We start from the raw sequence: 13,015 nt of genomic DNA on the forward strand, positions 1-13,015 counted from the left end.
ACTTGATTACAGATTCTGCGTTACGAACGAGAGCATCTGGTCAGCGGTGGAGATCACCTTGGAGTTCATCTCGTAAGCGCGCTGAGTGGTGATCATGTTGACCATCTCTTCCACGGTGCTGACGTTGGAGGTTTCCAGGGTGTTCTGCAGGGTCGTACCGAAACCGGCCAGACCCGGGGTGCCGACTTGCGGCGCGCCGGAAGCGGCAGTTTCCAGGAACAGGTTGTTACCCACTGCCTGCAGACCGGCCGGGTTGATGAAGTCGGCGGTTTGCAGATTGCCGATCACCTGAGACGCAGCGTTGCCAGCAACCGTGATGGACACGGTGCCGTCACGGCCGACGGTGAAGGTCTGGGCATCGTTCGGAATGACGATGGCCGGTTCCAGAGCGAAACCGCTGGCATTGACGATCTGGCCGTTGGAATCGAGGTGGAACGTACCGTCACGGGTGTAGGACGTGGTGCCGTCCGGTTGCAGAATCTGGAAGAAACCGCGACCGTCGATGGCCATGTCCAGCGGCTGCTCGGTGGTTTGCAGGCTGCCGGCGGTGAAGTTTTTCTGGGTGCCGACGATGCGCACACCGGTACCCAGTTGCAGACCCGACGGCAGTTCGCTGTCCTGGGTCGACTGGGCGCCTGGCTGGCGCTTGATCTGATACAGCAAGTCCTGGAACTCGGCGCGATCACGTTTGAAACCCGTGGTCGACACGTTCGCCAGGTTGTTGGAAATGGTGGTCAGGTTGGTGTCCTGGGCGGACAGACCGGTTTTGGCAACCCATAGAGCCGGAAGCATTCGATTCTCCTCGTGCGCCTGTTTTTCGGCGCGACGTTCTGATAATTAGCTGATCTGCAAGACCCGAGCCATGGCCTGGTCGTCGTCTTTGGCGGTGTTCATCATTTTGACGTGCAACTCGAACTGCTTGGCCAAGGCCAGCACCGAGGTCATCTCTTCAACGGCGTTGACGTTGCTCGACTCAAGGAAACCCGACACCAGTTTGACGTTGGCATCGGCCGGCGCAGGCTGGCCGTCCTTGGTGTAGATCGAGCCGTCGAGGCCCTTGTTCATGTTCTTGATGTCCGGGTTGACCAGTTTGATCCGGTCGACTTCCGCCATGACACGCGGGCCTTCGCCCATCGCACGAATACTGATGGTGCCGTCTTCACCGACTTCGATCTGCTGCTCGGGCGGCACGGCGATCGGACCGCCGTTGCCGATCACCGGCATGCCGTTGCCGGCGCGCAGTACACCGAGGGCGTCGACGTTGAGGCTGCCGGTACGCACGTAGCTTTCGCCGCCGTTCGGGTTCTGCACGGCAATGAAACCGTTGCCGGTGACGGCGACGTCGAGGTCACGACCGGTCTGCACCAGCGAGCCCGGGGTGAAGTCGGTGGCGGGCCGTTCGCTCATGGCAAACGCACGCGCCGGAAAGCTGTCACCGAACACCGGCATCGAACGCGCCTGCTCCAGGTCGCGCTGAAAACCGTTGGTGGAGATGTTCGCCAGGTTGTTGGCATGCGCCTTTTGCGCCAGCGCATTCTGGCTGGCGCCGGTCATTGCCACATAAAGGTACTTGTCCACACTCTTTCCTCTGCATGCCGGACGTTTGCCGCCCACCGCTGTACTGCTGAGCCATAAGCAATTTGCAGACCAACTTTTTTCTGGCGCACAAAGACCCGGTAAACAAAGGACTTGAGGGATGGCGAGGGGAAATTTGAAATGTATCGAAGTCGAAAAACCGGCGGTGTTATGCCGGTAGGTGGCAATGTCTGGCGCTGGTGTTGCCTGGACTATCGCTTTCGCGAGCAGGCTCGCTCCCACATTTGAAATGCATACCCCTGTGGGAGCGAGCCTGCTCGCGAAGAGGCCATCATTACCAACACATGTTTAGGCTATTGCTCGGTTTTGCCGACCTCATACTCGCGCAGCTTATTGGCAATGGTGGTATGCGAAACCCCCAACCGCTTACCCAACTGCCGACTGCTCGGATGCTCGGAATACAAGCGCTCCAGCACCGCTTTTTCGAATCGCCCGACAATCTCGTCCAACCCGCCTTCCAGCGAGAAATCGCCAAGCGGCTGACGCACGCCGTAATCCGGCAGACGAATATGCTCCGCCTTCACCGTGCCGCCATCACACAGCGAAACCGCCTGAAACAGCACGTTCTCCAGTTGCCGCACGTTGCCAGGCCAATGGTAATGACTGAGTCGATCCATCGCCGCCGGCGCCAATTTCGGCAGTGAGCAACCGATCTGCCGACTGGCCTGATCAAGGAAGTGTTCGACTAGCGGCGTCAAGCCATCGAGGCATTCGCGCAGCGGCGGAATGTGCAACGAAAGCACATTTAAACGGTGATACAGATCCTGGCGAAACTCACCCCGTGCGCACAGTTCCGACAAGTCGACCTGCGTCGCGCAGATCACCCGCACATCCAGATAAACCTCTTCATCGCTGCCGACGCGACGGAAGCAGCCGTCCTGCAGGAAGCGCAGCAGCTTCACCTGCAAGCGCGGGCTCATCTCGCCGACGCCATCGAGAAACAACGTGCCGCCTGCGGTCAGCTCCAGCAGGCCGAGCTTGCCTTCGGCCCGTGCTCCTTCGAAGGCGCCAGGGCCGTAGCCGAACAGCTCGGTCTCGGCCATCGATTCAGGCAGGCCTGCGCAGTTGAGCGCCATCAGAGGTGACTGCCCGCGCGGACTGGCGAGGTGGCAGGCGCGCGCCAGCAACTCCTTGCCGGTGCCGGTTTCGCCTTCAATCAATAGCGGCGCATCCAGTGGCGCCATACGCCGCGCTTCACGCACCACGGCGGCCATCACTTTCGAGCTCTGGAAGATGCTGTCGAAGCCGCGCAGTTCCTGCTTGCGCACGTTGTAGATGCGCTCGCCGACACGGTCAGCACGGTGCAAGGTCAACACTGCGCCGGCCATGGCTTCACTGTCGTCATGCTCCGATTGCAGCGGCGCGATGTCGGCGAGAAAGATGTCGCCCTTGACCTTGACGCGCATGCCGTTGATTCGCGATTTATTGGCACGCACCAGCTCCGGCAAATCGAAATCTTCGGCGTAGCGCGACAGCGGAATCCCCGGCACCTCATCAACGCGCACCCCGAGCAACTGCGCCGCCGCGCGGTTGGCGGCGACGATCGAGCCACCCATGTCGATCGACAGCACCGGAAACTCCAGTGCGCCGAGCAGTGCGTTCAACTCCATGTGCCGTCGCTCGCTGGGCATCAGCCCTACCCGCTTGACGCCAAACACCCCGGCGATCGCCTCGAACTTTGGACGAAGCGCCTGGAACTGAATATTGATCAGGTTCGGGCAGTGCAGGTAGATCGCATTGCCGTGCTCGCCACCGACCTCACCGCGCGCGACGTTGATGCCGTACGCCACCAGCAGGTTGAGGATGTCGCGCAGGATGCCGATGCGGTTCTGGCAGTGGACTTTGATGCGCATAAGAGAAAACCCGCCAAACCAGTCATAAGGTTAAATACAGAACCTGTGGGAGCGAGCCTGCTCGCGAAGACGGCGGCACATTCAACATGAAGGTGTCAGTCAGATCGCATTCGCGAGCAGGCTCGCTCCCACAAGGGTCAGCACCACGACTTTTCTGTCGAGGCGCGCAGATAGTTGTCAAGATTATGTGACAGCCATCAGGCTTTTCAAACCTGAAAATCACCGAAAATGCGCGACGGCGGTCAAACCGTAACGATAACTTTACGAATTAAAGAGAAATTTCCTACGCGCAGGTAATTCAACCTGCTGCATATCAACCCGCTCTCAGGTAATTCTGAATCCATCGCTGGACATAACAAGAACGAATTCCCCTAGCAGGAGAGCAGTATGAAGCAGACGCAATACGTGGCCCGCGAGCCCGATGCGCAAGGTTTTATCGACTACCCCGCCGAAGAACACGCGGTGTGGAACACGCTGATCACTCGCCAGTTGAAAGTGATCGAAGGGCGTGCCTGCCAGGAGTACCTGGACGGTATCGAAAAACTCGGTCTGCCCCACGACCGCATTCCGCAACTCGGCGAGATCAACAAGGTGCTCGGCGAGACCACCGGCTGGCAGGTCGCTCGTGTTCCGGCGCTGATTCCTTTCCAGACGTTTTTTGAACTGCTGGCCAGCAAGCAATTTCCGGTGGCGACGTTCATTCGTACCCGTGAAGAGCTGGACTACCTGCAAGAGCCGGATATTTTCCACGAGATCTTTGGTCACTGCCCGCTGTTGACCAACCCGTATTTCGCCGAATTCACCCACACGTACGGCAAACTCGGCTTGCAGGCGACTAAAGAGGAACGCGTGTATCTGGCGCGCCTGTACTGGATGACCATCGAGTTCGGCCTGGTCGACACCCCGCAAGGCAAACGCATCTACGGTGGCGGCATCCTTTCCTCGCCAAAAGAAACTGTTTATTCGCTGTCGGACGAACCTGAGCATCAGGCCTTCGATCCGCTCGAAGCCATGCGCACGCCGTATCGCATCGACATCCTGCAACCGTTGTACTTTGTCCTGCCGAACCTCAAGCGTCTGTTCGACGTGGCCCATGAAGACATCATGGCCATGGTGCGCCAAGGCATGCAGCTGGGTCTGCACGCACCGAAATTTCCGCCGAAACCGAAAGCCGCGTGAACCGCGACTTTTGCTGACAATTGAGCCTGTCAGTCGCCGCCACTTTGGTTTAGCGTGACGGCATTGACGGCCGAAAAGCTTTAATAAAAAAAACACACTCGATTTCAGGAATACACCATGTCCACTTTGAACCAAGCCCACTGCGAAGCCTGCCGCGCCGATGCGCCACAAGTCAGCGACGAAGAACTGCCGATCCTGATCAAGCAGATCCCTGACTGGAACATCGAAGTACGCGACAGCATCATGCAGCTGGAAAAGGTCTTCCTGTTCAAGAACTTCAAACACGCACTGGCCTTCACCAACGCGGTCGGCGAAATCTCCGAGGCCGAAGGTCACCACCCGGGCCTGCTGACCGAGTGGGGCAAAGTCACCGTGACCTGGTGGAGCCACTCGATCAAAGGCCTGCACCGCAACGACTTCATCATGGCTGCGCGCACTGACGAAGTGGCCAAGACTGCAGAAGGACGCAAGTAATGCACTTCGACGCCATCGGCCGGGTACCCGGCGACCCGATCCTCGGCTTGATGGAGGCGTATGCACAGGACAGCAACCCGCGCAAATTCGACCTGGGCGTTGGCGTCTACAAGGACGCCCAAGGCCTGACGCCGATCCCTGAAGCGGTGAAAATCGCTGAAGCACGATTGGTCGAAAGCCAGGACACCAAGACTTACATCGGTGGCCACGGCAACCCACTGTTCGGCAAGGTCATCAATGAGCTGGTGCTTGGCGCCGACTCGAAGCTGATCGCCGAACAACGTGCCGGCGCTACTCAGACCCCGGGCGGTACCGGTGCGCTGCGTCTGGCCGCCGACTTTATCGCCCAGTGCCTGCCGGGCAAAGGCGTGTGGCTGAGCAACCCGACCTGGCCGATTCACGAAACCATTTTCGCGGCAGCCGGGGTCAAGGTCAGTCACTACCCTTATGTGGGCAGTGACAACCGCCTCGACGTCGAAGCCATGCTCGCCGTGCTCAACGAAGTGCCGAAAGGTGATGTGGTGCTGCTGCACGCGTGCTGCCACAACCCGACCGGTTTCGACTTGAATCATGACGACTGGCAGCGCGTGCTCGATGTGGTGCGCGCGCGCAATCTGCTGCCGCTGATCGACTTTGCCTACCAGGGCTTTGGCGATGGCTTGGAGCAGGATGCGTGGTCGACCCGGTTGTTCGCGGCAGAAGTGCCAGAGCTGCTGATCACCAGTTCCTGCTCGAAGAACTTCGGCCTGTACCGCGACCGCACCGGTGCGCTGATCGTCTGCGCGAAAACCGCCGACAAGCTCATCGACATCCGCAGCCAACTGGCCAACATCGCCCGCAACCTGTGGTCGACGCCGCCGGATCACGGCGCGGCAGTGGTCGCAACGATCCTCGCCGACCCGGAGCTGAAAGCGCGTTGGGCCGATGAAGTGGAAGCCATGCGTCTGCGGATTGCGCAACTGCGCAGCGGCCTGGTCGAAGCACTGGAGCCGCATGGCCTGCGCGAGCGCTTTGCGCACATTGGCGTGCAACGCGGGATGTTCTCTTACACCGGCCTGTCGCCGGAGCAAGTGAAACAACTGCGTGAGCATCACAGCGTGTACATGGTCAGCTCGGGCCGGGCAAACGTCGCTGGCATCGACGCCACGCGCCTCGCGCTGCTGGCCGACGCCATCGCCAGCGTCTGCAAATAGTTACTGCAACACAAAACCCTGTGGGAGCGAGCCTGCTCGCGAAAGCGGCGTGTCATTCAACGAAAATGTTGCCTGACACACTGCCTTCGCGAGCAGGCTCGCTCCCACATTTGTTTTGTGGTGACCTTATTTTTGCCCCCTGCGGCCATCTGTCGCATTAATTTGAATTAAAAGTCTGATTGTCATTTTTCCTGCTGTATCCTGCGCAGGCTTTCCAAAAGCGCGGATCTACCAGATCTATCAACAGACTTAGCGAGGAGCGCAACCATGCACGAGATTCCTAATCTCCCCTTCCCAAGCCTGCACGTACCTGAGCAGACGACCACGCAGCAAGCCGGTGCCCAACAGCCCGAGCCGAAAGAAGCCGTTGAGAGCCGCCCGGCCGACAACGAAGAGTAAGACCCCGTCGTACAGACCGTGTGGAAAGCGCTAACATGCGCTTTCCACACTGCCTGAACCCGAGCCTGCCATGACCGACGAATTCTCTGAAAGCCAAGCCGCCGTACTGATTGGTGCGACCGAGAAAATGATCGAGATCTGGAACCGTCTCTCGCCCGAGAAACAGGCCGCCCTGCTCGCCCGTTTCGGCACTGAAGAAAACGCCCTCGCTGCCCTGGTTACCACGCAGATGGTCGCCCCGGACAAGCCTTGAAGCCGCCATACGGCAAATAGTTTTACTTTTCCCGCCCCAGAGTCTTCCACGCCGGTATCATAAGCAGCCTATCTAATCTGCCGTTCCCGTGGATCGTTACCCATGTCGTCCTCTATGCCAGAACCCCAGCGTCCCCTGGCGGTCACGCTGCAAGTCGTCTCCATCGTCCTCTTCACCTTTATCGGTTACCTGAACATCGGTATTCCGCTCGCGGTATTGCCGGGTTACGTCCACAGCGATCTGGGCTTTGGCGCAGTGATCGCTGGCCTGGTGATCAGCGTGCAATACCTCGCCACCCTGCTCAGCCGCCCGTATGCCGGCAAGATCATCGACAATCAGGGCAGCAAGCGCGCAGTGATGATTGGCCTCGCCGGGTGTGGCTTGAGCGGTGTGTTCATGCTGATTTCGGCGTGGACACCAAGCATGCCGATGCTCAGTTTGATCAGTCTGTTGATCGGCCGTCTGGTGCTGGGCAGTGCAGAAAGCCTTGTTGGCTCCGGCTCGATTGGCTGGGGCATCGGCCGCGTTGGCGCAGCAAACACCGCCAAGGTGATTTCCTGGAACGGCATCGCCAGTTACGGCGCACTGGCGGTCGGTGCGCCGTTCGGCGTGTGGCTGGTCGCCCAGTTGGGTTTGTGGAGCATGGGCGTCAGTATCATCCTGCTGGCCGCGCTCGGCCTTCTGCTCGCCTGGCCAAAAACGCCGGCACCGATTGTCGCCGGCGAACGCCTGCCGTTCATGCATGTGCTCGGCAAAGTGTTTCCCCACGGCTGCGGTCTGGCGCTGGGCTCGATCGGCTTCGGCACCATCGCCACCTTCATCACCCTGTATTACGCCACCCAGCATTGGGACAACGCGGTGTTGTGCCTGAGCCTGTTCGGGGCCAGCTTCATCGGCGCGCGGCTGCTGTTCGGCAACCTGATCAACCGTCTCGGCGGCTTTCGCGTGGCGATTGCCTGTCTGTCGGTGGAAACCCTTGGCCTGCTGCTGTTGTGGCTCGCGCCGGACGCGCATTGGGCGTTGGCCGGCGCGGCGTTGAGCGGGTTTGGTTTCTCGCTGGTATTTCCGGCGCTGGGTGTGGAAGCGGTGAATCTGGTGCCGGCGTCCAGCCGTGGCGCAGCGGTTGGCGCCTATTCGCTGTTCATTGATTTGTCCCTGGGGATCACCGGGCCACTGGCCGGGGCGATTGCGGCAGGCTTCGGTTTTGCCTCGATCTTCCTGTTCGCCGCCCTCGCCTCGCTAAGTGGATTGGCGCTGAGCGTTTATCTCTACAAGCACACCGCCAAGTACCGCGAAGACTAGAAATCCACCTTGCCGCGCCCGGCCTTGATGCTGCCGCGCTTGGTTTTCGATTCGAGCCGACGCTTCTTTGAGCCAAGGGTCGGCTTGGTCGGGCGGCGTTTCTTTTCGACTTTTGTGGCGCTGAGGATCAGCTCGACCAGCCGTTCCAGCGCATCAGCACGGTTGGCTTCCTGCGTGCGGTATTGCTGGGCCTTGATGATCAACACGCCATCGCTGGTGATGCGACTGTCGCGCAGCGCCAGCAGCCGCTCCTTGTAGAACTCGGGCAAGGACGAGGCCGGAATGTCGAAGCGCAGGTGCATGGCGCTGGAGACCTTGTTGACGTTCTGCCCACCGGCGCCTTGCGCGCGGATGGCGGTCAGTTCGATCTCGGCATCCGGCAGATGCACGTTGTTGGAAATCACCAGCATGGAAAAACGCCCTTAATCAGAGCGCACAGGATACCGCGATTAGCCGGAGCATGACCGGCTGCCCGGCGGCGCAACTTCCGGCGCACTTATATCGAGCGTCATTTCGAGTTACCATTGCGACCTTTAAAACTACCCGTTTAATGCAGGAAGCAGACTTATGAGCAACAAGGCAGTTATCGTGTTTAGTGGTGGCCAGGACTCTACGACTTGCCTGATCCATGCACTGACTCACTACGATGAAGTCCACTGCATTACCTTTGATTACGGTCAGCGTCACCACGCGGAAATTGAAGTTGCACAGCAACTTTCCAAAAAGCTCGGCGTGACCGTGCATAAAACGCTGGATGTGTCCTTGCTCAACGAGCTAGCCATCAGCAGCCTGACCCGCGATAACATTCCGGTCCCGACCGTTAACAGCTCCGGCGAGAGCCTGCCAAGCACCTTCGTCCCGGGACGTAACATTCTTTTTCTGACCCTGGCCTCTATCTATGCCTATCAAGTCCAGGCTAAAACGGTCATTACCGGTGTTTGTGAAACCGACTTCTCAGGCTACCCCGATTGCCGGGATGAGTTCGTCAAGGCTCTGAATAAAGCCCTTGAGTCAGGCATGGACTATAAGCTGCAACTGGATACGCCATTGATGTGGCTGAACAAGGCAGAGACCTGGGCCTTGGCTGATTACCACCATCAACTGGAACTGGTTCGCGAAGAGACTTTGACTTGCTACAACGGCATCAAAGGTGTTGGATGTTCCGATTGCGATGCCTGCCATCTTCGTGCAAAAGGCTTGAATGAGTTCCTGAACAATAAATTGCAGGTAACTCAAAGCTTGAAAGAGAAACTCGGCTTAAAGTAAAACCGCGACAAGAAGCGCTCACTCCAGCATGCCGCCAACAGTGAGCGCCCTCCTCTCTTACTGCGTCTGCGCACCCGTCAGATATTTCTTGAACAAAGACCTTGCCCCGTACGCAGGCAAAATATTAAAGAATGCGAAACCCACTTTGATTGCGATCTGAACGTAGATCATGCCCAGTATCGCGCTATTTTCCATCGTCCCGTAGAAAGCAATGTAGCAGAAAAGAAAACTGTCGATGATCACGGCAAACAGTGTGCTTAAAAACACTCGCAAAAACAGGAATCTGGAATTCGTGAGTTCCTTGATCTTGCACAACAGATAGGAATTTATGTTCTCGGAAACCAAAAAGGATATAGAAGACGCTACCAGGACTGCGGACAACTGACTGATAACATCATTGTAAGCCCCATCGAGTTTCCAGCCCGGCAGTCCCGGAAGATGGGTAGTGATGGCCAGCAGAATGATAATCGCGGCATTACTGATGAATGCGAACAGGATCGCTTTTCGCGCGAGCCTCAGGCCAAACGTTTCGTTGAGCAAGTCGACGATCAGAAACGTCAGCGGATAGAGGAAGGTGCCCGGCGTTACGACAATATCGAAATACTCGAGGTAGATCGGTTTTGTCGCAGCAATACTGGTAAAAATATAAAGCGTGAACAGCATCAGGTTCAGGATGATGTAGATCATCCAAGAACTCTCATGACGGTCATTTATTTCGTAAGCGGTGAGTGCTCCACCCTGCGAGTAAAACTTCTTATAGAGGTTTTTCACTTCGATTTTATTCAGATTATCCATAATCTCACTATTCAACACTTCACTTAGCTTTATTTTAATTATTTTGCCTGTCGCGATGACCATGATGACGGCCAGGCTTTTTCCATTCTCGAATCCCAGCAACTTGTACTTGCTGTTTTCCATTTCAACACTGTAATCCATTAAATCGTTCCTCGATTACATCTCCGATCACGCATACACGATCCGCATCAAAGCTGCCTTCATGGCTTATAGATAACTTCGCTGTGATTCTGTCGTACACCAGTTTTTCCCTGTCGCTGCTCGACGCTCCTTTCTGCACGATCAACAGATCGCCGGGCTCATTCATGCCACTGATTTCGTTTTCCAGAAGTACGCCAATCAGGTTGAAAGACGCGCCAAAATAGTAAGTCAGCGGATAAATCGTGGCCAACTCACCAATTCTTTTATCCAGACTTTGCAGCAGCATGCTTTCCTTGATGACAGGCACAGCGGCTGGATTCATGTTGCCCTGTGGCGAAATACTGCTTTCGATGATTTCCTTTTCTTCAAAATCAAGCGTCTCTATTTCTTCGTAAGACACCCCGAAGAAATCGGAAATCTTGCGAACAGTGGACTGCTGGACATTAACCACCTTGCCTTCAAGGATGTTGTAGATGGTCGTTCGGGTCAAACCACTGGAGTGACACAAGGACAGCTGCGTCTCCCCGCGACTCTTGATCAGGTACTTGATATTGTTCTTCAGATTCTCCGATCTTTCTCTTCTATGCATCACATGCTTATCATCCATTTTGAACTGCAATCAATGGCACGTCCCGAATGATCATTCCGGACATACACAAGTGAGGTAGGAAATTGCAGTTTTATCCCTGTCAGTGCCGCGCGAAATCATAGCACCCTCCCTCCCTGGATTCGGTATAAAAAGTCAGCTTTCACAGGCTGTACCCCGCCCACTTGCAGGATCATTTCAGCCTCTGGACTGATCCGTCCGTTCTGTTGCCTTTCACCCGGTGCCTGAAAGTCGGCACTGAGCAATGCCTGTTTTACACCCGCAGCGCCTACAAAAAGAATCATTTTCTTTGAACAATGTTCATTTTTTTGATTAATTCTGTGGCGTTCCTCACTGAAAAATCTATGATGCGTCGAGCCGGCTTCTCATTTTAGAGAGTGAAACAACAAAAAACGGGAGGCCTGTACAGGGTTTGGTTTTGCACGCACCGCGGCAGAACATGGATTCGCCTGTACAGATTCGGCAAGCAGGATGTTCGCATCACGCAAAACCAGGGAAGGCGCGCTGCTGTCGCAGCGCACAGTAAACAGGGAAGGAATCAAGCAATGGCATTCACTACTGAACCGCTCAAGAATCAGGCTGACTTGTTGCGACGTGGCCTGGCGGATCTTCGCGCAGAAGATGCCGAACTGGCGGCCATTCTCGATGCTGAAGTCACGCGTCAACAGCACACGCTTTCGTTGATCTCATCTTCCTTCGCAGTGCAGCCACGAACCTTGGTGGCATGCGCTTCCGTGCTGGTCAACGTGACCGCAGAAGGCGTGTCCGGCAAGCGCCACAGCGCAGGGTGCGAGAACGTCGAGTTGGTCGAGTCGCTGGCCATCCGCAGGGCGCGGGAACTGTTCGCGGCCCAATACGCCAACGTCCAGCCGCACTCGGCGTCGAACGCCGTTTACCAGGTGCTGACAGCCTTGCTGGAGCCGGGCGATACCTTGCTGGGCATGGCAGTGGAACATGGCGGTCATCTGACGCATGGTAGCCTCGCTGCGTTTTCCGGCGCCTACTACAAGGCGATCCAGTACGGCACAACATCCGACGGCCTGATCGATTACGACAAGGTACGCCTGCTCGCACTCGCCCATCGCCCACGCGTCATCCTCTGCGGCGCCACCGCCTATTCCCGCGTGGTGGACTTCCAGCGTTTTCGTGAAATTGCCGATGAGGCCGGAGCCATCCTGCTCGCCGACATTTCGCATATCGCCGGGCTGGTCGCCACCGGGCGCCATCCAAGTCCGATCGACGCCGCACACGTCACCGTCACCTGCACGCACAAACAACTCGCCGGGCCTCGGGGTGGCGTGATCCTCAGCGGGCGTGACGCGAACACCAAGATTCCCGGCTTGCGGACCACCTTCAGCCGCCTCCTCGATCAAGCCGTTTACCCGCGAATGCAGGGCGCGCCTGCCGCCAACATGATCGCAGCAAAGGCTGCCGCGCTGGGTTACGCAATGTCTGCCGAATTCGATGCCTGCATGGCGCAGATCCGCCGTACGGCGGATGAAATGGCCAAGGCGTTTCAGGCACAGGACTATGAAGTGGTCGGCGGCTGCAGTGAAAACCATACGGTACTGGTTCGCTTGCGTGGCGGCATGACGGGCGCCATCGCGGAGGCGGCGCTGGGGCATTGCGGGATCATCGTCAGCAAACATCGCGTACCCGGCGATCCCCGCTCGGCACTTGTTACCAGCGGGCTGCGCATCGGCACGGGGGCCTTGGCGCAACGCCGGGTCGATGTCCACGGCAGCCGCCAGATCGTCAATTTGATAGGCCGGATTCTGAATACTGTGGCACCGCTCGGCGAACAGGATTACACACTGGAACCCCTGCTCCTTGCGCAGTTTCGCTCAGAGGTCGAAACGTTGTGCAGGGACTATCCTCTCACCGACTATCAATAGCGCCCCAACATTTGCACCCATAAAAAACCCGGCACTCAGGCCGGGTTTTGTGTTTCTGCGTC

Annotated in this window: 14 protein-coding genes; 8 read left to right on the top strand and 6 right to left on the bottom strand. The window is 57.4% G+C overall.

Going from position 1 to position 13,015, the window contains the following annotated elements:
• Positions 1 to 6 precede the first annotated feature (6 nt).
• The 3 genes from flgG to F8N44_RS06415 all read right to left on the bottom strand — a co-directional run bounded on the left by flgG (position 7) and on the right by F8N44_RS06415 (position 3,449).
• Entirely contained in the window at positions 7 to 792 is a 786-nt protein-coding gene (gene flgG / locus F8N44_RS06405; protein WP_007920118.1) for a flagellar basal-body rod protein FlgG, read from the bottom strand.
• Between the two features lie 45 nt (positions 793 to 837).
• Positions 838 to 1,578 (bottom strand): flagellar basal body rod protein FlgF, encoded by a 741-nt coding sequence (locus F8N44_RS06410; RefSeq protein ID WP_007920119.1) that lies wholly within the window; start codon positions 1,576 to 1,578, stop codon positions 838 to 840.
• A 311-nt stretch (positions 1,579 to 1,889) separates the two neighbouring features.
• A complete protein-coding gene (locus F8N44_RS06415) occupies positions 1,890 to 3,449 on the bottom strand; it encodes a sigma-54-dependent transcriptional regulator (RefSeq protein ID WP_150649732.1) in 1,560 nt (519 codons plus the stop codon).
• Between the two features lie 387 nt (positions 3,450 to 3,836).
• On the opposite strand from F8N44_RS06415, the gene phhA reads away from it, so the two are divergent.
• The 6 genes from phhA to F8N44_RS06440 all read left to right on the top strand — a co-directional run bounded on the left by phhA (position 3,837) and on the right by F8N44_RS06440 (position 8,249).
• Positions 3,837 to 4,628 (top strand): phenylalanine 4-monooxygenase, encoded by a 792-nt coding sequence (gene phhA, locus F8N44_RS06420; RefSeq protein ID WP_007920123.1) that lies wholly within the window; start codon positions 3,837 to 3,839, stop codon positions 4,626 to 4,628.
• Between the two features lie 117 nt (positions 4,629 to 4,745).
• Positions 4,746 to 5,102, top strand: a complete 357-nt coding sequence (locus F8N44_RS06425) for a 4a-hydroxytetrahydrobiopterin dehydratase (protein ID WP_003222798.1) — start codon at positions 4,746 to 4,748, stop codon at positions 5,100 to 5,102.
• A complete protein-coding gene (locus tag F8N44_RS06430) occupies positions 5,102 to 6,295 on the top strand; it encodes an amino acid aminotransferase (protein ID WP_150649733.1) in 1,194 nt (397 codons plus the stop codon). The genes F8N44_RS06425 and F8N44_RS06430 overlap by 1 nt, the downstream gene beginning before the upstream one ends.
• 267 nt (positions 6,296 to 6,562) lie before the next feature.
• Positions 6,563 to 6,694: a hypothetical protein gene (locus tag F8N44_RS32025; RefSeq protein ID WP_008088845.1), complete on the top strand. Its 132-nt coding sequence runs from the start codon at positions 6,563 to 6,565 to the stop codon at positions 6,692 to 6,694.
• A gap of 70 nt (positions 6,695 to 6,764) precedes the next feature.
• Positions 6,765 to 6,947 (top strand): hypothetical protein, encoded by a 183-nt coding sequence (locus tag F8N44_RS06435; protein WP_127926289.1) that lies wholly within the window; start codon positions 6,765 to 6,767, stop codon positions 6,945 to 6,947.
• Positions 6,948 to 7,061: 114 nt separating this feature from the next.
• A complete protein-coding gene (locus F8N44_RS06440) occupies positions 7,062 to 8,249 on the top strand; it encodes an MFS transporter (RefSeq protein ID WP_191630871.1) in 1,188 nt (395 codons plus the stop codon).
• Here the strand turns inward: F8N44_RS06440 and arfB are convergent.
• Positions 8,246 to 8,659, bottom strand: coding sequence for an alternative ribosome rescue aminoacyl-tRNA hydrolase ArfB (arfB, locus tag F8N44_RS06445; protein WP_007920134.1), 414 nt, complete (start codon positions 8,657 to 8,659; stop codon positions 8,246 to 8,248). The genes F8N44_RS06440 and arfB overlap by 4 nt on opposite strands.
• Positions 8,660 to 8,816: 157 nt before the next feature.
• Between arfB and queC the strand changes: the two genes are divergently transcribed.
• A complete protein-coding gene (gene queC, locus F8N44_RS06450; RefSeq protein ID WP_150649735.1) occupies positions 8,817 to 9,515 on the top strand; it encodes a 7-cyano-7-deazaguanine synthase QueC in 699 nt (232 codons plus the stop codon).
• Between the two features lie 57 nt (positions 9,516 to 9,572).
• Here queC and F8N44_RS06455 read toward each other — a convergent pair whose 3' ends face one another.
• Positions 9,573 to 10,451, bottom strand: coding sequence for a queuosine precursor transporter (locus F8N44_RS06455; protein ID WP_150649736.1), 879 nt, complete (start codon positions 10,449 to 10,451; stop codon positions 9,573 to 9,575).
• A complete protein-coding gene (locus tag F8N44_RS06460) occupies positions 10,435 to 11,040 on the bottom strand; it encodes a helix-turn-helix transcriptional regulator (protein WP_150649833.1) in 606 nt (201 codons plus the stop codon). Before F8N44_RS06460 ends, F8N44_RS06455 begins: the two co-directional genes overlap by 17 nt.
• 563 nt (positions 11,041 to 11,603) lie before the next feature.
• Here F8N44_RS06460 and glyA point away from each other — a divergent pair.
• Positions 11,604 to 12,953, top strand: a complete 1,350-nt coding sequence (gene glyA / locus F8N44_RS06465; protein ID WP_150649737.1) for a serine hydroxymethyltransferase — start codon at positions 11,604 to 11,606, stop codon at positions 12,951 to 12,953.
• Positions 12,954 to 13,015: the final 62 nt, after the last annotated feature.

Source organism: Pseudomonas fluorescens (assembly GCF_902497745.1).
GTDB classification, from domain to species: domain Bacteria; phylum Pseudomonadota; class Gammaproteobacteria; order Pseudomonadales; family Pseudomonadaceae; genus Aquipseudomonas; species Aquipseudomonas fluorescens_BM.